This window comes from Streptomyces sp. CG4 (assembly GCF_041080655.1).
GTDB lineage: Bacteria > Actinomycetota > Actinomycetes > Streptomycetales > Streptomycetaceae > Streptomyces.
The window spans coordinates 5,051,653-5,073,330 of record NZ_CP163525.1; the positions used below are offsets into that span (position 1 = coordinate 5,051,653).

General features: G+C 71.6%; 25 protein-coding genes, 1 tRNA gene and 1 pseudogene. 11 read left to right on the forward strand and 16 right to left on the reverse strand.

What is annotated here, in order from left to right; all coding sequences use genetic code 11:
* The first annotated feature begins 185 nt into the window (after nucleotides 1-185).
* Nucleotides 186-389, forward strand: coding sequence for a hypothetical protein (locus AB5L52_RS22815; protein ID WP_351016650.1), 204 nt, complete (start codon nucleotides 186-188; stop codon nucleotides 387-389).
* A 46-nt stretch (nucleotides 390-435) separates the two neighbouring features.
* Here AB5L52_RS22815 and AB5L52_RS22820 read toward each other — a convergent pair whose 3' ends face one another.
* From AB5L52_RS22820 to AB5L52_RS22860, 9 genes are all read right to left on the reverse strand, one after another.
* Complete coding sequence (locus AB5L52_RS22820; protein ID WP_369365873.1) at nucleotides 436-1,122, reverse strand: hypothetical protein; 687 nt, start codon at nucleotides 1,120-1,122, stop codon at nucleotides 436-438.
* A 166-nt stretch (nucleotides 1,123-1,288) separates the two neighbouring features.
* Nucleotides 1,289-2,227: an RNA polymerase sigma factor SigF gene (locus tag AB5L52_RS22825; protein ID WP_351016644.1), complete on the reverse strand. Its 939-nt coding sequence runs from the start codon at nucleotides 2,225-2,227 to the stop codon at nucleotides 1,289-1,291.
* A gap of 335 nt (nucleotides 2,228-2,562) precedes the next feature.
* Nucleotides 2,563-3,423 carry an RNA polymerase sigma factor SigF gene (locus tag AB5L52_RS22830; RefSeq protein WP_369368953.1) on the reverse strand — a complete coding sequence of 287 codons (861 nt, stop codon included), beginning with the start codon at nucleotides 3,421-3,423 and terminating at the stop codon, nucleotides 2,563-2,565.
* Between the two features lie 185 nt (nucleotides 3,424-3,608).
* Nucleotides 3,609-3,902, reverse strand: a complete 294-nt coding sequence (locus AB5L52_RS22835) for a Dabb family protein (RefSeq protein ID WP_351016641.1) — start codon at nucleotides 3,900-3,902, stop codon at nucleotides 3,609-3,611.
* 10 nt (nucleotides 3,903-3,912) lie between these two features.
* Nucleotides 3,913-4,092 (reverse strand): hypothetical protein, encoded by a 180-nt coding sequence (locus AB5L52_RS22840; RefSeq protein WP_351016639.1) that lies wholly within the window; start codon nucleotides 4,090-4,092, stop codon nucleotides 3,913-3,915.
* 314 nt (nucleotides 4,093-4,406) lie between these two features.
* Nucleotides 4,407-4,491 (reverse strand) — tRNA-Ser (locus tag AB5L52_RS22845).
* Nucleotides 4,492-4,560: 69 nt separating this feature from the next.
* Nucleotides 4,561-4,992, reverse strand: a complete 432-nt coding sequence (tadA, locus tag AB5L52_RS22850; RefSeq protein ID WP_351016636.1) for a tRNA adenosine(34) deaminase TadA — start codon at nucleotides 4,990-4,992, stop codon at nucleotides 4,561-4,563.
* 56 nt (nucleotides 4,993-5,048) lie between these two features.
* Nucleotides 5,049-5,582, reverse strand: coding sequence for a hypothetical protein (locus tag AB5L52_RS22855; protein ID WP_351017396.1), 534 nt, complete (start codon nucleotides 5,580-5,582; stop codon nucleotides 5,049-5,051).
* A gap of 334 nt (nucleotides 5,583-5,916) precedes the next feature.
* Nucleotides 5,917-6,159 (reverse strand): hypothetical protein, encoded by a 243-nt coding sequence (locus AB5L52_RS22860; RefSeq protein ID WP_351016633.1) that lies wholly within the window; start codon nucleotides 6,157-6,159, stop codon nucleotides 5,917-5,919.
* A gap of 95 nt (nucleotides 6,160-6,254) precedes the next feature.
* Here AB5L52_RS22860 and upp point away from each other — a divergent pair, with 95 nt between their 5' ends.
* A complete protein-coding gene (gene upp / locus AB5L52_RS22865; protein WP_351016630.1) occupies nucleotides 6,255-6,890 on the forward strand; it encodes a uracil phosphoribosyltransferase in 636 nt (211 codons plus the stop codon).
* A gap of 107 nt (nucleotides 6,891-6,997) precedes the next feature.
* On the opposite strand, the gene AB5L52_RS22870 is transcribed toward upp, so the two are convergent.
* The 6 genes from AB5L52_RS22870 to AB5L52_RS22895 all read right to left on the reverse strand — a co-directional run bounded on the left by AB5L52_RS22870 (nucleotide 6,998) and on the right by AB5L52_RS22895 (nucleotide 10,507).
* Nucleotides 6,998-7,639 carry a LytR C-terminal domain-containing protein gene (locus tag AB5L52_RS22870; protein WP_369365878.1) on the reverse strand — a complete coding sequence of 214 codons (642 nt, stop codon included), beginning with the start codon at nucleotides 7,637-7,639 and terminating at the stop codon, nucleotides 6,998-7,000.
* A gap of 105 nt (nucleotides 7,640-7,744) precedes the next feature.
* A complete protein-coding gene (locus AB5L52_RS22875) occupies nucleotides 7,745-8,041 on the reverse strand; it encodes a type II toxin-antitoxin system VapB family antitoxin (protein ID WP_003999914.1) in 297 nt (98 codons plus the stop codon).
* Nucleotides 8,042-8,442: 401 nt separating this feature from the next.
* Nucleotides 8,443-8,565: a hypothetical protein gene (locus AB5L52_RS22880; protein WP_351016623.1), complete on the reverse strand. Its 123-nt coding sequence runs from the start codon at nucleotides 8,563-8,565 to the stop codon at nucleotides 8,443-8,445.
* Between the two features lie 62 nt (nucleotides 8,566-8,627).
* A complete protein-coding gene (locus AB5L52_RS22885; protein WP_351016620.1) occupies nucleotides 8,628-8,948 on the reverse strand; it encodes a hypothetical protein in 321 nt (106 codons plus the stop codon).
* Nucleotides 8,949-9,081: 133 nt separating this feature from the next.
* On the reverse strand, nucleotides 9,082-9,750 hold the full coding sequence (locus AB5L52_RS22890) for an HdeD family acid-resistance protein (RefSeq protein ID WP_351016617.1): 669 nt from the start codon (nucleotides 9,748-9,750) through the stop codon (nucleotides 9,082-9,084).
* Nucleotides 9,751-9,910: 160 nt separating this feature from the next.
* Nucleotides 9,911-10,507: an HhH-GPD-type base excision DNA repair protein gene (locus AB5L52_RS22895; protein WP_351016615.1), complete on the reverse strand. Its 597-nt coding sequence runs from the start codon at nucleotides 10,505-10,507 to the stop codon at nucleotides 9,911-9,913.
* A gap of 98 nt (nucleotides 10,508-10,605) precedes the next feature.
* Between AB5L52_RS22895 and AB5L52_RS22900 the strand changes: the two genes are divergently transcribed.
* The 5 genes from AB5L52_RS22900 (at nucleotide 10,606) to AB5L52_RS22920 (ending at nucleotide 17,298) form a co-directional block, all read left to right on the forward strand.
* Entirely contained in the window at nucleotides 10,606-13,332 is a 2,727-nt protein-coding gene (locus AB5L52_RS22900; RefSeq protein WP_369365882.1) for a penicillin acylase family protein, read from the forward strand.
* A complete protein-coding gene (locus AB5L52_RS22905; protein WP_369365885.1) occupies nucleotides 13,329-13,955 on the forward strand; it encodes a GNAT family N-acetyltransferase in 627 nt (208 codons plus the stop codon). The genes AB5L52_RS22900 and AB5L52_RS22905 overlap by 4 nt, the downstream gene beginning before the upstream one ends.
* 10 nt (nucleotides 13,956-13,965) lie before the next feature.
* Complete coding sequence (locus tag AB5L52_RS22910; RefSeq protein ID WP_351016607.1) at nucleotides 13,966-14,442, forward strand: cupin domain-containing protein; 477 nt, start codon at nucleotides 13,966-13,968, stop codon at nucleotides 14,440-14,442.
* A complete protein-coding gene (locus tag AB5L52_RS22915) occupies nucleotides 14,439-15,200 on the forward strand; it encodes a glucose 1-dehydrogenase (protein ID WP_351016604.1) in 762 nt (253 codons plus the stop codon). Before AB5L52_RS22910 ends, AB5L52_RS22915 begins: the two co-directional genes overlap by 4 nt.
* A gap of 130 nt (nucleotides 15,201-15,330) precedes the next feature.
* Nucleotides 15,331-17,298: a copper resistance protein CopC gene (locus AB5L52_RS22920; protein WP_369365888.1), complete on the forward strand. Its 1,968-nt coding sequence runs from the start codon at nucleotides 15,331-15,333 to the stop codon at nucleotides 17,296-17,298.
* On the opposite strand, the pseudogene AB5L52_RS22925 reads toward AB5L52_RS22920, so the two are convergent.
* Nucleotides 17,289-18,110: pseudogene (locus AB5L52_RS22925) on the reverse strand (LysR family transcriptional regulator); the annotation flags it as partial. The gene AB5L52_RS22920 and the pseudogene AB5L52_RS22925 overlap by 10 nt on opposite strands.
* Nucleotides 18,111-18,185: 75 nt before the next feature.
* Here AB5L52_RS22925 and AB5L52_RS22930 point away from each other — a divergent pair.
* From AB5L52_RS22930 to AB5L52_RS22945, 4 genes are all read left to right on the forward strand, one after another.
* A complete protein-coding gene (locus AB5L52_RS22930; protein ID WP_351016598.1) occupies nucleotides 18,186-19,169 on the forward strand; it encodes a DMT family transporter in 984 nt (327 codons plus the stop codon).
* 394 nt (nucleotides 19,170-19,563) lie between these two features.
* Entirely contained in the window at nucleotides 19,564-19,827 is a 264-nt protein-coding gene (locus AB5L52_RS22935) for an acyl carrier protein (protein WP_351016596.1), read from the forward strand.
* A gap of 95 nt (nucleotides 19,828-19,922) precedes the next feature.
* Entirely contained in the window at nucleotides 19,923-21,083 is a 1,161-nt protein-coding gene (locus tag AB5L52_RS22940) for a beta-ketoacyl-[acyl-carrier-protein] synthase family protein (RefSeq protein WP_369365891.1), read from the forward strand.
* Complete coding sequence (locus tag AB5L52_RS22945) at nucleotides 21,076-21,675, forward strand: polyketide synthase (protein WP_369365893.1); 600 nt, start codon at nucleotides 21,076-21,078, stop codon at nucleotides 21,673-21,675. Before AB5L52_RS22940 ends, AB5L52_RS22945 begins: the two co-directional genes overlap by 8 nt.
* Nucleotides 21,676-21,678 lie beyond the last annotated feature (3 nt).

Sequence of the window (21,678 nt, forward strand, 5' to 3'; positions counted from 1 at the left end):
CTTCGGGCAACCATAGATCTGCTTGGTTGCTGCAGGCAAACAAATCGGCGTCCGGTGGCGCAAAAACTTGGCAAAGGCAAGTATTGCGAACGTAAACGTGCAGGTCGGTGCGGGTGAGGTGCCCCCCTCTGTCCCGGTGGCCCCGCACTTGGGCCGGTCACCTGGATTCGCTAATGTCTCGGGCCATGGCTAACACCCAGGGCCCCCAGGGCAACTACGACCCCGCCGGCAGCACCCAGATGTTCCGCGCGTTCGTCGACGAGGCTCCCCAGGGGCGCCAGGCGCAGGCCGCCGCCTCCGCCTCCTCCGGTCCCCGCATCGGCTTGATCATCGGCGTCATCGTGGCCGTCGCCGTGGTGGCGGGCGTGGCCTGGCTGGCGCTCATGTAAGGAGTACGACGCTCAAGGAGTACGGCGCTCTCGGCGCCCGCTTCTCCTACTTCCACCGGACGGACACGTCCCGCGTCTCGATGTGCATGCCGAGCGGCACGCGCCAGGCGTCGACGCACACCGTCCAGGTGGGACTCCTGCGCGCGCCCGGCGCGATCGGCACCGGCAGGCCGGCGGTCGAGTCGACCGTCCCCCAGTCGATACCGAGCAGGCCGATGATGTGCGTCCCGAACGTCACCGAGCCCGAACGCACCGCCGTGCCACCGGAGTTGCGGAAGGCGACGGTGACCTTCTGGCACCAGCGCTGATCCGCCGGCTTCGTCGTGGGCCTGCCCCAGGAGAGCGCGGCGGGGCCGACAGGCGCGCCGCCGCCGGGAGTTGGGGTGGGCGCGCCGGATACGGGCGGCGCGGGTGTGGCGGGTGTGGTGGGACCGGATGTGCCGCCGATGTCGCCGGAAGGGGCGGGTGTGCCCGGCGAGGGTGCGGTCCGCTCCGGGCCGCCGGTGCCGGACGAGCCGCTCGGCTGTCCCGAACCGGGCGTGCCGGACGGGGAGTCGCCCTGCCCCGAGCCGCTGCCCGGCGTGCTCCCGTCACCCTTCCCGCCGTCCAGCGGTACCAGTGACACCGAGCCGGTCGGTGTGGGCGCCGCCGTGCCCCCTCGCTGCGGGCCGCCCGCCGCGCCGACCGCGACATAGCCGCCGCCCGAACCGTGACTTCCGCACGCGGCAGCCACCCCGCCCAGAACGACGACGGCCGCCGACGCAGCCGTAACGGCGCCTCGGCGGCCACGTGTCCATGTCGCACGTGTCGTTCGAGCGGTGTCCTTCGGCCCTGTCGCTCGCAGCATCGGGCCAGTGTCGCTGACGGTTCGTCAGAAGTGAACCTTCGGGACCGGACCCTCAGTCGGAGATCAGGCCTTCCCGCAGCTGGGCCAGCGTCCGGGTCAGCAGCCGGGAGACGTGCATCTGGGAGATGCCGACCTCCTCGCCGATCTGCGACTGGGTCATGTTGGCGAAGAAGCGCAGCATGATGATCCGGCGCTCCCGGGGCGGGAGTTTGGCCAGCAGGGGCTTCAGGGACTCGCGGTACTCCACGCCCTCCAGGGCGGTGTCCTCGTAGCCGAGCCGGTCGGCCAGGGAGCCCTCGCCGCCGTCGTCCTCGGGGGCCGGGGAGTCCAGCGAGGAGGCGGTGTACGCGTTGCCGACGGCGAGGCCGTCGACCACGTCCTCCTCGGAGACGCCGAGCACCGCGGCCAGCTCCGTCACCGTCGGGGAGCGGTCCAGCTTCTGGGACAGCTCATCGCTCGCCTTGGTCAGCGCCAGGCGCAGCTCCTGCAGCCGGCGCGGGACGCGCACCGACCAGGAGGTGTCCCGGAAGAAGCGCTTGATCTCGCCGACCACCGTCGGCATGGCGAACGTCGGGAACTCCACGCCCCGTTCGCAGTCGAAGCGGTCGATCGCCTTGATCAGGCCGATGGTGCCGACCTGGACGATGTCCTCCATCGGCTCGTTGCGGGAGCGGAAGCGCGCGGCCGCGTAGCGGACCAGCGGCAGATTCAGCTCGATCAGGGTGTCCCGCACGTAGGCCCGCTCCGGGCTGTCCTCGCCGAGGGCGGCGAGCCGCAGGAAGAGGGAGCGGGACAGGGTGCGGGTGTCGATGTCCCCCGAGGCCGGCGGGGCCGGGATGTCGGCGGCCACCGCGGCGGGCGGGGCCGGCACGGCATCGAGGGCCGTGACGCCCTCGATGCCGTGGAGGACGTCGAGCGCGTCGAGCTCCTTGGGCGCTGCCTCGCTCGTCGCGGGCGTCAGCACCTTCGAGCTGCCCTGGTCTGCGGACATGCCACCCCCTTTGGGTCGCGGGACGGTCGGGGCGGCGCCGCCTTTCGAGCAACGCAGCCTTCACCTGAATACCGGAGCGGAAGGCCCGGCAAACGCGTCTCCCGCAGAATGTCACATGTCGGCAACACGCTGTAGTGACATGTCGACATGCAAGATGCGAATCGGCCCTGGAAAGAGGGGGTCTGACGCTAATTCGGGTCTGAACTGTCGGCATCTGTGCTGGTGAGCGATTCGCCCGCGGCGGTGAGGCATCGATCGGGTTTGCGATGCAGGGCGTGTTCGGGTGCGTGCTTCCGTGCGCCCGCTGTGCTCCGCCTCAAGGGCTTCTGCGGCCGCTATGCGTCGATGCGATTCGCGGAGCGCAGCCGCTGGAAGCTGCGGGCGAGGAGCCGGGAGACATGCATCTGGGAGACGCCGAGTTCGGCACTGATCTGTGACTGGGTGAGATTGCTGTAGTAGCGCAGGAGAAGGATTCTCTGTTCGCGCTCGGGGAGTTGGACGAGCAGATGCCGGATCAGGTCGCGGTGTTCCACGCCGTCCAGGGCCGGGTCCTCGTAGCCGATGCGGTCCAGCAGGCCGGGCAGTCCGTCGCCCTCCTGCGCGGCCTCCAGCGAGGTGGCGTGGTACGACCGTCCCGCCTCGATACAGCTCAGCACCTCGTCCTCGCTGATCCGGAGCCGCTCGGCGATCTCGGCGGTGGACGGGGAGCGGCCGTAGAGCGTGGTCAGGTCTTCGGTCGCGCTGTTGACCTGCACCCACAGCTCGTGCAGCCGGCGCGGTACGTGGACGGTGCGGACGTTGTCCCGGAAGTACCGTTTGATCTCACCGACCACGGTCGGCATCGCGAAGGTCGGGAACTGCACGCCCCGGTCCGGGTCGAACCGGTCGATGGCGTTGATCAGGCCGATGGTGCCGACCTGGACGACGTCCTCCATCGGCTCGTTGCGGGAGCGGAAGCGGGCGGCCGCGTAGCGCACGAGCGGGAGGTTCGCCTCGATCAGCGCTCCGCGCACCCGGTGGTGCTCCGCAGTGCCCGGCGTCAGGTCCTTCAGCTCGGCGAAGAGCACCTGGGTGAGGGCTCGGGTGTCGGCACCGCGCCGCTTCTCGGGGGCTGGGGGAGCGGGCGTGGGGGCGGGCGTGGGGACGGGAGCGGATGCCTCTTCCTGGGGCGGCGCAGTACTGGCCGACACGGTCAACGCCACCTCTTCATCGGTCAACTATCCGTCAAAAGTGGTCATAGCATCACAAGAGATGTGCACTGTGTGCAAGCACCAGATAACGCCGTGTTGTTTTCAAACATCTTCAAGTCGGGGCCCGCGCAGACGAAAGCCCCCCGCCGTTCCGGCGGAGGGCTGCAACACGATCAGAGGTCCCGAAGGGCTCAGAACTCGTAGTCCGCGATCACCCACGTGGCGAACTCGCGCCACAGCGCGACCCCCGCCTGATGGGCCGGATGCTCCAGATAGCGCTTGAGGGCGTCGGTGTCCTCGACCGCCGAGTTGATCGCGAAGTCGTAGGCGATCGGCCGGTCGCTGACGTTCCAGCCGCACTCCCAGAAGCGCAGCTCCTCGATCTGGCCGCCGAGGGCCCGGAAGGCCTCCACCCCGGCCACGACCCGCGGATCGTCGCGCTCGACGCCCTCGTTGAGCCTGAAGAGGACCAGATGGCGGATCATGGGATGTACCTCAGCTCTTTCCTCCGTTGGCGACCCAGGTCATGAAGGTGCCCACGGCCTTGGCGGCGTCCGATATGCCCTCGAAGACTATCTGGACGTAGTGGGCCGCCTTGGGCGGGTCCGTGATGATCACGTACAGACAGAAGACCACGAGCACGTATATGGCGATCTTCTTGGCGTTCACCGCCACCGCGGCCTCCCCTGCCCTGTATGCCCTGTAGGCGCCCTGCTGACGGCGGCGAGTGTAACCTTCACGCCCCTTTTAGGGACCAACGGCCCGCCGTCCGAGGTCTTTTGCCGGGCCCGATCGACGGCCGCGCGGCGCAGGATGGACGGTGCCCGGCGGGTCCGGCAGGAATCCGCGGGGCGGGGACAGGACCCCGACTGCGGGGTGCGGGCCGCGACATCCTCCCGAAGGCGGCGCGCACTTGAGGGTCCGGTCCGCCGCGTCCCTTCCTCAGGACGTACGAAGGGCCCCGTCTTTTGACGGGGCCCTTCTTCGAGCGGTAGCGGAGGGATTTGAACCCTCGGTGACTTGCGCCACACTCGCTTTCGAGGCGAGCTCCTTCGGCCGCTCGGACACGCTACCGAGGGAGACCTTACAGCAAGGTGGGGCATGGTTCGAAATCGGAATTCGGCGGTCCCGTGACCGGTCCGGTCACCGGTCCCGGAAGAAATCGGTGAGGACCCGGGCGCACTCCGCCGCGAGTACGCCCTCGACGACCTCCGGACGGTGATTGAGCCGTCGGTCGCGGATCACGTCCCACAGCGAGCCCGCCGCGCCGGCCTTCTCGTCCCGGGCGCCGTAGACGACCCGGTCGATGCGGGACTGGACGATGGCGCCCGCGCACATCGTGCACGGCTCCAGGGTGACCACGAGCGTGCAGCCGGACAGCCGCCACTCCCCGAGCAGCGCCGCGGCCCGCCGGATCGCGAGGACCTCCGCGTGGGCCGTGGGATCTCCGGTGGCCTCGCGTTCGTTGTGCCCGGCGGCGAGCACCGTCGTACCGTCCGGGGACAGTACGACGGCGCCGACGGGGACGTCCCCGCCCTGGACGGCCCGTTCGGCCTCGCCCAGGGCGAGCCGCATCGCGGCCCGCCAGCGGTCGCGTACCGGGTCCGGTGGGGCGGCCGGGTTCTCGACGGTCAGCGGACGGTCTCCAGGACCTCCGAGGCACCCAGGGCCTCGGCGATCGAGCTCAGCGCGTCGTCGGCGTCCAACGAGCGCAGCTCCTTCTCACTGATGCCCAGGTCGTCGAGGATCTGGCTGTCGCCGACCGGGCTGTGCGGGACCGCGTCGGCGCCGCTCTCCTCGTCGTCCTCGTCGGACTCGGACTCGCCGTCCTCCGTGCCGTCGAGGTCCAGGGAGTCCAGGTCGTCGACGTCGTCGGCGCCCGGCTCCCGGCCGAGCAGCTCGTCGGTGAGCAGCAGCTCGCCGTACGCGCTGCGCTGGGCGGCGGCGGCGTCCGAGACGTAGATGCGAGGGTCGTCCTCGCCGTCCACGCGGACGACGCCGAACCAGGCGTCCTCCTGCTCGATCAGGACGAGCACCGTGTCGTCGTCGGGAGAGGCTTCCCGGGCCAGGTCGGCCAGATCCGACAGGGTCTCCACATCGTCGAGCTCTGTGTCGCTCGCTTCCCACCCGTCTTCGGTGCGCGCGAGCAGTGCGGCGAAGTACACCGTGACTCTCCCACTGGTCATAGGCGTGCCGGTTGGGGGTCCCCCCGGCGGAGGTACTTGGGCGGAGAGAGCTGGGCTCCGAGCCCCACCCACTCGGAATCGTGGCAGAAACAAGGCTTTCAGGGGACGTCTTCGGCACCCTGTGTCTGCTGTTTCGATCGTGGATCCGTCATCGACGCAACCGACCGCTCGTTCCCGCCACCTGCGGATCGTACGCGGCTTTGCCGGACACTCACGCACGCCCACCACGCAAACTCCGCCAGGGGCGTGGATCTTCCTCACCCGGAAATTTTCTCACCCGGCCTTGCCCAAGCGCTTTCCCCCTTCAGGCGGCCTACCAGCGGAATGTCCGCATGCGCATCGCGTGGCGCAGCCGGGCGGCCTTGGCGCGTCGCGGCTGGACCCGGGCGCGCAGCTCACGGGCCTCGGCGAGGTCACGCAGGAACTGGGCGCGCCGACGCCGCCGCTCGGCGTCCGTCTCGGGTGCGTCGGCGCCGCGTATCGGGGGCTCGCCGGTGTCCGCGGAGCCGGCGGCGTCCCCGGGCGAGTTCTGCGGGAGGTCAGGCAGGTCAGGCACGTCACACCACCCCAGTCCGTCCCTCCCAACTTTCCCTCGGATGGGCGGTTTGACGCCAGTACCAGGGGGTCCTGAGCGCAGGTACCGTTATGGGCATGCGTCTCCACGTCGTCGACCACCCCCTGGTCGCCCACAAGCTCACCACGCTGCGCGACCAGCGCACCGACTCCCCGACTTTCCGCCGACTGGCCGACGAACTGGTCACCCTGCTCGCCTACGAGGCCACGCGGGACGTGCGCACCGAGGCGGTCGACATCCAGACCCCCGTCGCCGGGACGACCGGGGTCAAGCTCGCCCGTCCGCGCCCGCTGGTCGTGCCGATCCTGCGGGCCGGTCTCGGCATGCTGGACGGCATGGTCCGGCTGCTGCCGACCGCCGAGGTCGGCTTCCTGGGCATGATCCGCAACGAGGAGACGCTGCAGGCCTCCACGTACGCCTCGCGCATGCCGGAGGACCTCTCGGGCCGCCAGGTGTACGTGCTGGACCCGATGCTGGCCACGGGGGGCACGCTGGTCGCGGCGATCCAGGAGCTGATCAAGCGCGGGGCCGATGACGTGACCGCGGTGGTGCTCCTGGCCGCGCCCGAGGGCGTCGAGCTCATGGAGCGGGAGCTGGCGGGGACGCCGGTGACGGTGGTGACCGCGGCGGTGGACGACCGCCTCAACGAGCACGGGTACATCGTGCCGGGGCTGGGCGACGCGGGAGATCGCCTCTACGGGGCGGCTGAGTAGTCTTCCGCTCGCTGAGTGGTCGTTGAATGATCGTTGAATGGTCGCTGAGTGGTTTTGCGCCTGATGGTGTACGGCTACAGCGGCCCTTCTTCTTCAGCAGCGCTTCTTCAGCAGCCCTTCTTCGCCGGCGGCGCCGGTGTCGGTGCGGGCGCGTTCAGGTTGGCCAGGGCCTGGTCGGCCGCTGCCGGCTGGGACAGGCCCTTGAAGGTGTCGCCGAGGATGAGGTCGAGGTCGGCGCCCTTGCGGGTGGCGTCGGTGCGCTGCTGGGCGCCGGCCAGCTGGGTGCCCAGGACCGCCAGTGAGGTGTTCTGGGCGGAGGGCGGGCCGAGCAGGACCCCGGCGTTCTTCACCTTCTTGTCGAAGTCCTTGCTCGCGTTGCCCACGTCGCCGATCTTGAAGCCACGCTTCTTGAGCGCGTCCGCGGTGTCCTTGGCGAGGCCGGTGCGACCGGTGGCGTTGTAGACGTTCACGGTGATCTCGCCCGGCTTGGGCAGGGCCGTGCCCCGGGCCGCCGCCGCGGCCTTGGTCCGGCAGTCCTCCTTGGTGCCGGCGGCCGTCGACTTCTTGGTGCCGCCGGCGAAGACGTCGATGAGCTGCAGGGTGCCCCAGCCGATCAGGCCGAGCGCGCAGATGCCCGCCACCACGGCGGCCACGAGCCTGCCGCGTCGGCGCGGCGGACGCATCCGAGGGTATTTGTCCCCCGTGATCCGGTACTGGCCGCCCATGCCGGGGGGAGTCAGCATGCTCATGGGCGCAGCGTAGTGCGCCCGAGCGACGATGCCTATTAGATGATCAGTCGATGCCGCTCAGTGGAACCCGAAAGGGTCAAGGGGCAACGGCCGTGCCGCGCCGGGTCAGTCGAGTTCGAGCACGCGTGCGTGCAGCACCTGGCGCTGCTGGAGGGCGGCGCGGACCGCGCGGTGCAGCCCGTCCTCCAGATAGAGGTCGCCCTGCCACTTCACGACGTGCGCGAAGAGGTCGCCGTAGAACGTCGAGTCCTCGGCCAGCAGGGTCTCCAGGTCGAGCTGCCCCTTGGTCGTCACGAGCTGATCGAGGCGGACCGGGCGCGGCGCGACGTCCGCCCACTGCCGGGTGCTTTCCCGGCCGTGGTCGGGGTACGGCCGGCCGTTTCCGATGCGCTTGAAGATCACACGGAAAGCCTACCGGTCAAGACCTTCCGGGCGCAGCCATGGCGGCGGAGTGCGCCGCTTGAAAAGATGCGCCAAAAGGGGCAAAAACGCTGCTACCGGGAGCAGGGGGCCGAGATGAGTGACAGCGAGACCGGGCCGCCCGCCACCCCCGAGGGCGCCGCCGCGCTCCGCGCCGAGGCACGGAGGACCGCCTCCGGGTACGTCTTCACCCTCCGGCGAGCCGGAAATTCGACACGGCCGGTTTCCCCCGTACGGCCGAGGGCGAGCCGTACAGCCGAGGGCGAGCCGTACGGCCGAGGACGGGCCGTACAGCCGAGGGTGGGCGCGGGACGCGGGATCGCGGCAGCGGGTAGCCGTAGGTCCGGCGGGGGTGGTGGGGTGCCGCCCCCGCCGGGGTTGGTTCAGCGGTTTTGTTCCTCCGGTGTCTGCTGTGGTTCGTCCTTCTGTTCCGGCCGGGGTGTCGTCGCACGCCGGGCCTCCGCGCGCACCAGGGCGCGCAGGACGGCATAGGGATCGATGGGCATGACTGTGCTCCTTGCGTCTGACTGACCTTGCGCGGTGCCCTTTCGCGAGGGGCGCGGGTCTGTCAGCAGCGCAGGACCACCGTGCGGAGCAGGAGCGGGGCGTACGCCACCCGGGGCGTGCCGGGGCACATGCGGGCCGTCGGCCCGGTCGGCGCCGGGTCGGGGAGGGGCGCGGGGCGTTCGGGCGCGTCGGCCTGGTGGAGGGCGCTGTCGGGCGGTCGTACGAGCGAGTCGAGGGCCTCGTGCTCGAAGGCCTCGGCCGACAGGCCGAGCGCGGGGGCCGCCTGGGCCTGGGCATGGGCGCAGGGCACCCACAGGGCGAGGAGCAGCACGAGCACCCGCAGCCAGGTATGGCTGCGGGTGCGGCCCGTGATCCCGCTCACGGCAGGGGTATGCCCGGGACGGGCGGGGAATGCAGCACTCCGGAGTCCGGATCCGCCCGTGCGGCGTACCCGCGAGGCCTGCGGTTGACCGGTGTTCACGGGGGTGTTCACGGCGCTGTTCTCGGCGTCCGGGTCACACGGTCCGCGGGACTGCCCTGGCCCGGCTGCGGATGCTGAACGCGGTGACGATCTCGGTGATGCCCACGACGACCAGCCAGATGCCGGCGACGAGGGTCAGCACGGCGACGGACCGGAACGGCGAGTCGATGAGCACGATGCCGGCGATGAACGTGATGACCCCGAGGAAGATCTGCCAGCCGCGGCCGGGCATCCGGGAGTCGTGCAGGGCGGCCAGGGTCTGGGTGATCCCGCGGATCAGCCAGCCGATGCCGATCCACAGCGCGAGCAGCAGGATCGACTGCATGGGCCCGCGGAAGCAGAACAGTCCGAGCAGGATCGACAGGGCGCCGCTGATGAAGGCCAGTACGCGCAGCGAGGTCGCCATGTGGGTACCGAAGGCGGAGGCCAGCTGGAAGATGCCGCTGATGACGAGGTAGAGGCCGAAGAGGACACCGGCGGCGAGCAGGGAGGCGCCCGGCCAGACGAGCACCAGGACGCCGAGGATCAGCGAGGCGATCCCGGTGACCAGGACCACCTGCCAGGCGGCCTTGGACAGGGCGTGCAGCGGGCCCTCGAACGGCGGCTCGGGCTCGTGCCGTTCACCCGGCGGCGGTGTCGCGTGGACCTTCCGGTCGTCGTACTCGCGGCCCCAGTCCGGACCGCTGTTCGGTGCCTCGGTCATGGTTCATGCTGTGATCGAGGGGGGCTCGCGTGCCATCAGGGAAGGCCGTTCGGGTGACGCCCCGGGGTGCCTTTACGGGCCTTTAGGGCCGGGTGATCGACAGCCACCACGCACCCGCAGCGGACAACACGCCGCCCTTCTACGGCTATCGGCTCTACGGCTATCGGCCCGACTTGCCGGAGGCCTTCGCCTTCATCTCCTGCTTGTGCGCCCGCACCTTGGCCAGTGACTCGGGCCCGGTGATGTCGGCGACGGAGCGGAAGGACCGCGGCTCGCCGTAGGCGCCCGCGGCCTCGCGCCAGCCCTGGGGTGTGACCCCGAGCTGCTTGCCGAGCAGCGCGAGGAAGATCTGTGCCTTCTGCTTGCCGAACCCGGGCAGGTCCTCCAGCCGCTTGAGCAGTTCGGCGCCGCTGCCCACGCCCCGCCAGACCGCCTCGGTGTCCCCGTCGTAGTGCTGCACGAGGTACTGGCACAGCTGCTGGATCCGCTTGGCCATGGAACCCGGGTAGCGGTGCACGGCCGGCTTCTCGGAGAGCAGCGCGGCGAAGGCCTCCGGGTCCATCGCGGCGATGTCGTGCGCGTCGAGGTCCCCGGCGGCGTCCGCGCCGAGCCGGTCGGCGATGGTCCGGGGCCCCTTGAACGCCCACTCCATCGGGACCTGCTGGTCGAGCAGCATGCCCACCAGCGCGGCGAGCGGCGAGCGCCCGAGCAGCGCGTCGGCTTCGGGGTCCTGGGCGAGGTGCAGGGTGACGTCCATGCGTCGATGATCCCGCGCACCCGATACGAACACACCTCGCGTACGATTCCCAGCGGAAACTTAGGCAAGGCTAACCTAAAATGAAGTGGGGTTACCGGGTGACGACCGAGACGTACCGCGATGCCTGGGGCCTCCCCCATCTGCGCGCCTCCAACGTCCTGGACCTGGCCCGCGCCCAGGGCCGGGTGACCGCCCTGGACCGTGCCTGGCAGCTGGAGGTCGAGCGCCATCGCGCCCAGGGCACCTCGGCCTCCTTCCTCGGCGCCGACGCCCTCTCCTGGGACGTCCTCGCCCGCCGGGCCCGGCTCGACGACACCGCCCGCCGCTGCTTCGCCGCGCTGGAACGCCGGGACCCCGAGACGGCCGACTGGGTGCGTGCGTACGTCGACGGCGTCAACGAGGGCCTGCCGGCCGGTGCCGGCCGGGCGCCCGAATTCGCCCGCACCGGCCTGACTCCCGCCCCCTGGCAGCCCTGGACCCCGCTCGGCGTCTGGCTCGCCACGCACATCCTGTTCGCCGGTTTCCCGGCCAAGCTCTGGCGCGAGCAGGTGATACGGCACCTCGGCCCCGACGCGGTCGGCCTGTTCGCCACGGACGGGCCCGGCACGGCCGGCAGCAACGGCTGGCTCGTCTCCGGCGCCCGCACCGCCACCGGACACGCGCTGATCGCCGGCGACCCGCACCGCTTCATCGAGGACCCCGGCGTCTACCAGCAGATCCACCTCTCCTGCCCCGAGTTCGACGTCGTCGGCCTCGCCGTGCCCGGCGTCCCCGGCATCGCCCACTTCGGCCACACCGGCACGGTCGCCTGGGCCATCACCAACGCCATGGCCGACTACCAGGACCTGTACCGCGAACGCCTGCGGCGCACCGGCGCCGGCGTCCAGTCCCTGGGCCCGGACGGCCACTGGCACCGAGCCACCCGCCACACGGAGACCATCCAGATCGCGGGCGAGCCACCCCTGGAGATCGAGGTAATCGAGACGGCCCGGGGCCCGGTGATCGCCGGGGGGCCGGAGGGCTTGGCGGCGGGGGTGGTCGGAGTCGAGGGTGACCGAGGGTCGGTGTGCGCTGCGGGGCCGGAGGGTCTTGAGGCGGGGGTCGTCGGGATCGAGCGGGGCCGGGGTCCGGTGATCGCCGAGGGGCCGGAGGGCCTGGTGGCGGGGGTCGTCGGAGTCGAGGGCGACCGGGGTCCGGTGTTGGCTGGCGGGCCGGAGGGTCTTGAGGCTGGGGCCGTTGGGATCGAACGGGGCCGAGGACCGGAGTTCGCTGGGAGCCGCGAGGGGCTTGAGGCGGGGGTCGTCGGAATCGAGCGGGGCCGGGGTCCGGTGATCGCCGGGGGGCCGGAGGGCTTGGCGGCGGGGGTGGTCGGGATTGAGGGGGACCGGGGTTCGGTGTGCGCTGCGGGGCCGGAGGGTCTTGAGGCGGGGGGTGTTGGGATCGAATGCGGCCGAGGAGCGGAGTTCGTAGGGGGCCAGGTGGGCCTTGAGGCTGAGGTCGTCGGGATCGAGCGGGACCGGGGTCCAGTGGCAGCCGGGGGGCCGGAGGGTGGGGTCGGTGACCGTGGGTCGCAGGCCGTCGATGGCGAGGATGTCCCACAGGGGCCACCCGCGCCCGGCGACGAAAGTTGTACGGGTGGTGCGGGTGGGCACGCCGCTGCTCTGGCTCTGCGATACCCACCCCGCGTCACAGCGGACCTCGGCTTCAGCGCCCTGCTCCCCCTCCTGAGGGCCCGTACGGTCCAGGACGTCGACCGTGCCCTGGACGCCTGGGTCGAGCCCGTCAACGTGGTGCAGGCCGCCGACACCGCCGGCGCCACCCTCCACCGCATCGCCGGCCGCGTCCCCGTCCGCGCCCGCGCCAACCGCCTCCACCCGGTCCCCGCCTGGCAACCCGGCCACGAGTGGCACGGCTGGCACAAGACGCCGTACGCACCCGTGAGCGACGACATCGCCGTGATGGCCAACCAGCGTGGCCTCGCCACCCCCCTCGGCGTCGAGTTCGCCCCACCCCACCGCGCCGACCGCATCCGTACCCTCCTCGACGCCCGCCGCACCTGGACCGCCGACGCCATACCGGCCATCCACACCGACACCCACCTCGCCTCCGCCGCGCCCCTCCTCGACCACCTCGCCGCCCTCGACGGCCTCACCCCCGCCGCGGCCCGGCTGCGCGACCGCCTGCTCGCCTGGAACCGCCGGATGGACGCCGGCAGCACCGACGCGGCCGCCTACGCGGCGGTGCGCGGCGCGGTCGTACGCCGGCTCGCCGCGCACCCGGTGTTCGCCCCGCTCGCCGAGCCCCCGGCCTACCCGGAGGTCCTGCTCCCCTGGCTGGCCCTCGTCCCCCGCATCGGATACGCCCTCGAACACCTGCTGCGCGCCGAGGAGTTGTACGGCATCGACCGCCCCGCCGCCGTACGCGCGGCCCTGGAGGAGGTGGCCGCCGCCCCGCCGTCCGGCACCTGGTCCGAGACCCACCGCCTCGCCCCCTGGCGCGCGCTGCCGGGGGAGCCGTACGACGAACCCGGGCTCGCCGGGGACCACGACTGCGTGCTGTGCACCTCCGCCGTCCCCGGCCTCACCGACCGCGCGGCGCGCGGCCCGGCCGCCCGTTACGTCTGGGACCTCGCCGACCGTGACAACAGCGCCTGGGTGGTCCCCTTCGGCGCCGACGGCGTCCCCGGCGCCCCCCACCACCACGACCAACTCCCCTTGTGGAGCAAGGGAGAACTGGCCCCCGTAATCACCGACTGGACCCGGCTGACCCTGCTGGAACGCCTGGAATGCCCGGAACACCCGGAACGCACCGAGGAAACCCGATGACCGACCTCTTCGCAGACCATATCCCCGACATCCCCGACATCCCCGATATCCACGACACCCCCGACTTCGGCACCGTCCGCATCCGCCCCCTCGACCCGGCGTCCGACGCGGACGTGATCCACGGCTGGGTCAGCGAGGAACGCGCCGTCTTCTGGGGCATGAACGGCCTCACCCGCGACCAGGTCGCCGAGATCTACGCCCACATGGCCGGCCTCGACACCCACCACGCCCACCTCGTCACCGTGGACGGCGCACCCGCCGCCCTGCTCCAGACGTACGAGCCCGCCGCCGACCGGGTCGGCGAGTGCTATGCCGTACGCCCCGGCGACCTCGGCATCCACGTCCTGCTCGGCCCCGCCGGCCCGGACGGACCACGCCCCGGCTGGACGTCCGCGCTGCTGACCGCGATGACGACCTACACGCTGCGGGTCCGGGACCGGCGCCGGCTCGTGGTCGACCCGGACGTGCGCAACACCAGGGCGATCGCCCGCTTCGAACGCCAGGGCTTCGTGCTCGGCCCGGCGGTCGTCCTGCCCGAGGTGGACCTCCCCGACGTGTACCTGCCGGAGAAGCACGCCCAACTCGCCTTCCTGGACCGGGCGGTGGCCCTGCCCGGCGGCTAGCCTTCTTCGAGTGACGACGCCCGAAGAGCTGATCGCCCACTACGGACTCGAACCCCTCCCCCGCGAAGGCGGCCTGTACCGGCGTACCTGGGCGGGGCCCGTACGCCCGGACGGCCGTCCCGAGGGCTCCGCCATCGTCGTCCTGCTCACCGGGGACGACTACTGCGCCCTGCACCGCCTGCCCACCGACGAGATCTGGCACTTCTACCTAGGCGACCCGCTCCGCCTCCTGCTGCTCGCCCCCGACGGCACCACCCGCACCGCCGTCCTCGGCCCCGCCCCGCTGGCCGGCCAGCACGTCCAGCTGACCGTGCCCGCCCGAACCTGGATGGGCGCGCGGGTCGCCCCGGGCGGTGCGTGGACCCTCTTCGGCACCACGATGGCCCCCGGATACACCGATGCGGACTACGAACACGGTGACGCCCGCGAACTGACGGCGCGTTACCCCTCCGAAGCCGCCCGGATCACGGAACTCTGCCGTCCATGAACCTTCTCGACGGACAGACGGCGCTGGTGACCGGCGCGGGCGGCGGCATCGGCCGCGCCATCGCGCTGCGCTTCGCCGAACAGGGCGCGGCGGTGGCCGTCCACTGCCGTACGGCAGTGGACGCGGCTGGGGAAGTGGCGGCCCGTATCCGGGAGTCGGGCGGCGCGGCCGTCGTACTGCGGGCGGACCTGACGGACGACGACGCCTGCCACCGGCTGGTCGAGGAGACGACGGCCTGGTCGGGCGGCCGCCTCACGGCACTGGTCAACAACGCGGCCGTACAACCGGTCCACCCCCTCCCCGGCATGACCGCGGCCGAGTGGCGCACGGTCGTCGACACCGACCTCACCAGCGTCTTCGCCTGCACCCAGGCCGCCGCCGCCCATATGCGGGTGCACGGCGGCGGCACCGTCACCCACATCGCCTCCATCGAGGCCGCCCACCCCGCCCCCGGCCACGCCCACTACAGCGCGGCCAAGGCGGCCGTGGTCATGCACGCCCGCGCGGCCGCCCTGGAGTACGGGCCCGACGGCATCCGCGTCAACACGGTCTCGCCCGGCCTGATCCACCGCGAGGGCCTGGCCGAGGCCTGGCCGGACGGCGTACGGCGCTGGCTGGCCGCCGCACCCACCGGCCGGCTGGGCCGCCCCGAGGACGTCGCCGACGCCTGCGTCTTCCTGGCCTCGCCGCTCGCGAGCTGGATCACCGGCCACGACCTGACCGTGGACGGCGGCGTCTCGGCCCGCCCGACCTGGTGACCGCCCGACCAGGCGCCCCCGCCCCGGTGACCGCCCGCCCCGGTGAGCAGCGCGGCCGATCTTTCCGTACCTACCGGGAGGCACGTACACGCAGGCCCGACGGAGGCGCGAGGCACAGGGAGGGGACGAGGTGCTGCGGGACCGACACCGATGGCCACGACGGCTGGCCCTGCTCTGCGCGGGCCTGTTCCTCCTCCTGCTCGGCACCGCGGCCCCCGCGTCGGCCCACGCGGCCCTGCGCGCGACCGACCCCGCCGACGGAACCGTGCTGCGCACCGCCCCCCGGCAGCTCACCCTGACCTTCACCGAGTCGGTCGGCCTGCTCACCGACTCCTTCCGCGTCTACGACCCCCACAACCACCGGCTGCGCACCGGCCCCGCCGCACACGCCCCCGGTCACCCGGACACGGCCCGCGTCACCCTCCCCACCACCCGGCTCGCCGAGGGCACCTACACGGTCGCCTGGCGGGTGGTGTCGGCGGACAGCCACCCGGTGTCCGGGGCGCTCACCTTCTCGGTCGGCCAACGCACGGCGACGACGGCGGCCCCGGCCCCCGACGACGCGGACAACCCGGCCACCACCGCCCTGTACAACATCGCCCGCTACCTCGCGTACCTCTCGCTGGCCGTGTTGCTGGGCACGGCGGCGTTCGTGGCGTACTGCCGCCCACCGAAGGCCGCCCCCCTGCGCACCCCCGTCCTGGTGGCCGCCTGGACCCTCATCGCCTCGACGGCCCTCCTGTTCGTCCTGCGCGCGCCGTACGAGGAGGGCACGTCACCGCTGCGGGCCTGCTCTCTCGGCGCCCTCGCCCACACGGCCACGACCCGGCCCGGCGCACTCCTGCTCGCCCGCCTGGCGCTGCTGCTCCTGTCCGGCGCCGGCATGGCGCTGCTGCGCGCCCGGCGCAGCAGACTCCCGCGCCGTACGACGCTCGCGGTGGCCGCGGCGCTCGCCCTCCCCCTCGCCCTGACCTGGACGGCGGCCGAACACGCCGCGGCGGGCATCCAGGTCCCGCTCGCGATCACCTCGGCCACGCTGCACCTGCTGGCCATGGGCGTCTGGCTGGGCGGCCTGGCCGCGCTCCTGCGCCTCCTGTCCCGCGCCCCGGCGCTCCCGCTCTCGGTCCCGGCCCGCTTCTCCCGCCTGGCCCTCACCTCGGTGACGGTCCTGGTCCTGACCGGCGTCTACCAGTCCTGGCGCGGCCTCGGCTCCTGGCAGGCGCTCACCGACACGACGTACGGCCGTACCCTGCTGGCCAAACTGGCGGCGGTCACCGCGCTCCTGCTGGCGGCGGCCTGCTCCCGCACCTGGACGTCACGCATGGCACAGCCACGGACCCGGGCGCGCACGACCAGGACGCCCCCCGCCCGCGTCCCCGAACCGGCCACGGGCCCCCCGTTCCCCGAGCCGCTCTCCGAGGAGCCCGTCGCTCCCGTTCCGCCCCCGCCCGTCCCGCTGCGCGCCCTGCGCCGTTCGGTGCTGGCGGAGGCGGCCGTGGCGGTGCTGGTCCTGGCCCTGACGACGCTCCTGACCAGCACCGTCCCCGGCCGCACGGCGACCGAAGCGACGGAGTCCGGCACCACGGCGCAGTACGGCATCCCGACGGCATCCGTGACGACGATCCCCTTCGACGTCGGCACCCCGGGCGGCCATGGCAGGGTCCAGGTCACCCTGAACCCCGGCCGCGTGGGCCGGACCTCCGTCCAGGCGGTCGTCTACGGCCCCGACGGCGGCCTGGCCACGGTCCCCGAACTCCGCGTCACCCTCACCCTCGCGGCCCAGCGGATCGGCCCCCTCGACACCAGGGTCACCGACCGCGGCGGCTACTGGGCCACCGACTCCTTCGACCTCCCCCTCCCCGGAACCTGGACGATGAAGGCGACGGTACGGGTGTCGGACCTGGACCAGGTGACGGTGTCGGCACCGGTACGGGTGCCACGGGGTGCCCTGGGGCTCGCCCGGCTTCAGACACCCGTCGTCGGGATACCCGGCATACCCGGCGTACCCGGGGACAGCTCTTCGCCGACCGCCGACAGGGCGTTGACCGTGGCCTGTACCGACGGGCGTACGGAGCCCTCGTTGCGCCATACCGCGTAGACGCGGCGGGTGAGTTCGGGTTCGACGGGGACGACCCGGGCGCCCGCGGGGAGGGGTGCGAGGCCGAGGGTGGGCACCATGGCCAGTCCGACGCCCGCCGCGACCAGGGCCAGTTGGGTGGGGTGTTCGTTGACCGTGTGCACGATGCGCGGTTCGGTGCCGTGTTCCCGCATGGTGAACAGCAGCCACTCGTGGCACGTGGAGCGGCGCACCCTGCTGATCCACCCTTCGTCGACCAGGTCGGTGATGCGGACGGACGGCCGGTCGGCCAGACGGTGGTTCGCGGGCAGGGCGACCTGCGCGCCGTCGGTCATGAGCAGTTTCTTGCGCACGGTCGTCGGCCAAGTGATCGGCACATGCAGCCAGTCCTGGACCAGGCCGACGTCCAGGTCGCCGCGCTCGACCTGGACGAGGGGCGAGTCGAAGTCCAATTCGCGTATGTGCAGGGAGAGTTCGGGTGCGCTCTCGGCGAGGAGACGGAGGGTCGGCGGCACCAGGCCGCGGGCGGCTGTGGGGAACGCCCCGAGGGTGAGCTCGCCCATGGGCGCGCCCCGGTAGACCTGCATCTCGGCCTCGGTCTCCTCCACGAGCGCCAGGATCTGCCCGGCGCGGGTGGCCAACAGATGGGCCATGAAGGTCAGTTTCACCCCTCGGCCACTGCGTTTCACCAGTTGGTGGCCGGTCTCCTGCTCCAGTTTGCGGATCTGTTGGGAGACGGCCGAGGTGGTGACGTGCAACACTTCGGCGGCGCCGCTGATGGAGCCGTATGTCGCTACCGCCTGAAGGATGCGGAGACGTTCGAGGTTGAGCATGTTGAAGCAACCCTACAATCAGCTCTCAGATTTTCTCGCTTGTCCTTCCGTGTAGCGTGCAGCAAAGTTCCGGCCATGGACCCCTCCCTTTCCGCGGCCGAGGCCGACGGAGCCGTGGCTCCCGCGCCTCCGGTCCCCGCGGCCCGTTCCAGCGGTGTGCCCGCGGCGGCACCCGGTCCGCGCCTCGACTGGCGCATACGCTTCGTGCTCCTGGCGCTGCTCTGGGGGCTGAGCTTCCTCTTCGTCAAGATCAGTGGTAAGGCCTACGCACCGGTCCAGGTCTCCCTGGGGCGGGTGCTCTTCGGCGCGGTGACCCTGCTGATCGTGCTCGCCGTCAAACGCGAGTCGCTGCCGCGCAGTCCCCGGCTCTGGCTGCATCTGGCCGTGGCCGCCTTCCTGCTCAACGCCCTGCCGTTCACCCTCTTCGCCTACTCCGAGGAGCGCATCACCTCCGCGCTCGCCGGAATATGCAACGCCACCACTCCGCTGTTCACGCTGCTCGTGGCGGTCAGCGCGCTGCCCGGCGAGCGGCCGGACCGGAACCGGATGGCGGGCATGGGCATCGGCTTCCTCGGCGTGCTGGTGGTCTTCGGCATCTGGAACGGCGCCAACGTCGGCGACCCGGCCGGGGCCGGCATGGCGCTGGGCGCCGCGCTGAGCATGGGCGCCGGGTGGGTGTACGTCCGCCGCTTCCTGACCGACTCCGGGCACTCCAGTGTGGCGCTGTCCGCCGCCCAGGTCACCGCTGGGGCCGTCGAACTCGCCGTCGCGACCCCGTTCCTGACGTCGGTGCCCACGCACTTCCCGCTCGTCCAGACCGCGTCGCTGCTCGTTCTCGGCGCGGTGGGGACCGGATTCGCCTTCCTCATCCAGTACGGGCTGGTGCGGGACGCGGGCGCCACGGCGGCGTCCATGGTCACGTACCTGGTGCCGGTGGTCTCCACCGCCGCCGGCGTGGTCGTCCTGGGCGAAGTACTCAAGTGGAACCAGCCGGTCGGCGCGCTGGTCATCCTGGCGGGCGCCGCACTGTCGCAGCGCCCGGCGCGGCGCTCGGCGTAGAGCCCGGCGCAGAGCCCGGCGGAGCGCTCGGCGTAGAGCCCGGCGCGGCGTGCGCGTGCCGGCGCGGCCGGTTGAGCACCGTCCCTCATGTGATCCTTTCCCGGCCCATGGGCCGCCGTCCGCGAACACAGGCGTTCCGTCGACGGCGGCCTTTTCGCCTGTCTGCAACCCGGTAACACAAAAGAAACCTACCGGAATTCGCAACGGCATTTTTTTGTTGCGCTATTTATGGTGCGAGCGGTACACGCGGCCCTGATGAGATTTAGCCCACGTCTTGATCGTTTGACGTCCGGGGTTGATTGAATCTAGCATCTAAAACGTCTCGGGGATTCCCGGGATGCTCATCGCCATCAATTCCCGAATTTCCGTTTCGGGGGATCGGAAAAGGTTTCTCATGGCTATCGCCGAAACCATCAAGAACATTCTCGTCTCGCATGTGTACGTCGAGGTCCCGGTCGACCGCATGGGTGAGCAGGACAGCCTGCGGGACGTGCTGGGCGTGGACTCGCTGGGGTTCGTCGAACTGCGTGTGCAGGTCGAGGAGGCGTTCGGCATCACGATCGACGACGACGACTTCACGCCCGAGCACTTCGCCACGATCGCCTCGCTGACCTCGCTCGTCGAGCGTCAGCAGCAGGTCGCGGCGGCCGGCGCCTGAGTCCGGACACAGCGCAGCGCAAGGCGGTGTCCGGCTGCCGGGTGCCACCGGACACCGCTTTTGTCCCGCACCCATCTGTCTCAGGGGGAATGGGGATGGACAACCCCGCCGTATCGGTTCCACCGGATCCGATCGTCATCACCGGAATGGGTTGGGTCACACCGCTCGGAAACTCCGTGCACGACGTGTGGAACGACCTGCTGAAAGGCGAGACCGGAATACGGCCGACGCCGTCGGAAATTCCGCTCCGCAGTGATCTCGCGGCCATTGTGCCGACCGTACCACTGAGCGAGGACCCGCATTCTCGGAATCTTCGCTTCACTATTTCCGCAGTCGAATCCGCGCTCGCCGACGCCGGAATCACCATCGACGCGGACGGCCTTGAACTCATTCTCGGCACCAGCTACGCCGGAAACCTCGACGACCCGGAGACGCCCTCGCTCTACACGTGGGCCCAGCAGGTCGCGGAACGCCTCGGACACGCACGGCCGCCGCTCTGCGTGACCACCGCCTGCTCCGCCGGCTCGGACGCCGTCGTGATGGGGGCCGAGCTGATCCGCTCCGGCCGCCGCGAGATCTGCGTCTGCGTCGGCACCGACGTGGTGACGCCCGCCAAGCGGCTCGGCCACTCGCTGCTCGGCACCATGACCGACCAGGCGCTGCGCAGCTTCGACAGCCGCCACAACGGCATGGTGCTCGGCGAGGGAGCCGGGGTCCTCGTCCTGGAATCGGCCGGCCACGCCCGCGAGCGTGCGGCCCGGGCACACGCGCTGCTGCGGGGCACCGGATCGGCCAACGACGCGGCCGGCATGACGGCCCCCGACCCGAGCGGCGCCAGCGTCGTGCTCGCCGTGGAACGGGCCCTGTCCGGCACCGGTGTGACGGCGCGCGACATCGCGGTGGTGAGTGCGCACGGCACCGGCACCCCCGTCAACGACGCCGTGGAGGCCACCAGCCTGCGCACGCTGTTCGGTTCCGGTGCGCCCGGTCCCGTCGTCTACGGCACCAAGGGCGCGCTCGGCCACAGCCTCGGTGCCTGCGGAATCATCGAGGCGATCACCGTCGTCAAGGCGCTCGACGACGGTCTGGTGCCGCCCGTGCACGGGCTCGGCACCCCGATGGACGACTTTCCGCTCCCGCTGCCGATCGGCGCGCCCAGTCCGGTGCCCCGCACGTCGGGACTGAGCCTGACCCTGGGGTTCGGCGGCTTCAACACCGCACTGCTCCTCACCCACCCCGGGAGCGCCCATGAGTGACCCCCGCGCCACGCCGGCCGCCGGCCGCCGTTCCCTCGTCACGGCGGGGTACGGCGAAGTGGTCACCACCGCGCCCGCCGAGCACGCGCACAACGGCTCGTCCCTGTTCGCCGACCCGGTCGCCTGGCTCATGGCCGAGGCGGTGGCCCGGGCCGTCGAGGACTGCGCGGTCGACCTGGCCGCCGTCAGGGACCACGTGGGCATGGTCGCCATCAGCGACGTGTGCACCCTGGACACCATGCGGACGATCGCCCGCGCGACGCCCCGCGGCCGGCTGTCACCGCTGAAGTTCGCCGGCGCCAATCCCGGCTCCGTCGCCGGACTGCCCTGCATCCGCAACGGCTTCCGCGGACCGACGCTGACCTTGTCGATGCCGCCCGAGGCGGCGCTGCCGGCGGCTCTGGCGATGGCGGAGGGCTGGATCGCCCGCGGCAGCGCGCGCCTCGTCCTCGTCGGAACACATCGCCGCGACGGGGACGCGCACAGCGCCCGCTGCTACGTACTGCAGTCCTCCACCGCTCCGGACTCGTGCCCCGAGCCCGATCTGAAGCGTCTTACGGCCCCGGTCCATGCGGCCGCCGCGGACCTGTGAACG

Excerpts from the sequence above, each read along its gene's own strand:
- AB5L52_RS22870 (WP_369365878.1), bottom strand. The coding sequence starts at position 7,639 with ATGAGCATGCTGACTCCCCCCGGCATGGGCGGCCAGTACCGGATCACG.
- AB5L52_RS22945 (WP_369365893.1), top strand. The coding sequence starts at position 21,076 with ATGAGTGACCCCCGCGCCACGCCGGCCGCCGGCCGCCGTTCCCTCGTC.
- AB5L52_RS22815 (WP_351016650.1), top strand. The coding sequence starts at position 186 with ATGGCTAACACCCAGGGCCCCCAGGGCAACTACGACCCCGCCGGCAGC.
- AB5L52_RS22940 (WP_369365891.1), top strand. The coding sequence starts at position 19,923 with ATGGACAACCCCGCCGTATCGGTTCCACCGGATCCGATCGTCATCACC.
- tadA (WP_351016636.1), bottom strand. The coding sequence starts at position 4,992 with ATGCGGCTCGCCCTGGGCGAGGCCGAACGGGCCGTCCAGGGCGGGGAC.
- AB5L52_RS22915 (WP_351016604.1), top strand. The coding sequence starts at position 14,439 with ATGAACCTTCTCGACGGACAGACGGCGCTGGTGACCGGCGCGGGCGGC.
- AB5L52_RS22825 (WP_351016644.1), bottom strand. The coding sequence starts at position 2,227 with ATGTCCGCAGACCAGGGCAGCTCGAAGGTGCTGACGCCCGCGACGAGC.
- AB5L52_RS22880 (WP_351016623.1), bottom strand. The coding sequence starts at position 8,565 with ATGCCCATCGATCCCTATGCCGTCCTGCGCGCCCTGGTGCGCGCGGAG.
- AB5L52_RS22890 (WP_351016617.1), bottom strand. The coding sequence starts at position 9,750 with ATGACCGAGGCACCGAACAGCGGTCCGGACTGGGGCCGCGAGTACGAC.
- upp (WP_351016630.1), top strand. The coding sequence starts at position 6,255 with ATGCGTCTCCACGTCGTCGACCACCCCCTGGTCGCCCACAAGCTCACC.
- AB5L52_RS22905 (WP_369365885.1), top strand. The coding sequence starts at position 13,329 with ATGACCGACCTCTTCGCAGACCATATCCCCGACATCCCCGACATCCCC.
- AB5L52_RS22935 (WP_351016596.1), top strand. The coding sequence starts at position 19,564 with ATGGCTATCGCCGAAACCATCAAGAACATTCTCGTCTCGCATGTGTAC.
- AB5L52_RS22895 (WP_351016615.1), bottom strand. The coding sequence starts at position 10,507 with ATGGACGTCACCCTGCACCTCGCCCAGGACCCCGAAGCCGACGCGCTG.
- AB5L52_RS22930 (WP_351016598.1), top strand. The coding sequence starts at position 18,186 with ATGGACCCCTCCCTTTCCGCGGCCGAGGCCGACGGAGCCGTGGCTCCC.
- AB5L52_RS22835 (WP_351016641.1), bottom strand. The coding sequence starts at position 3,902 with ATGATCCGCCATCTGGTCCTCTTCAGGCTCAACGAGGGCGTCGAGCGC.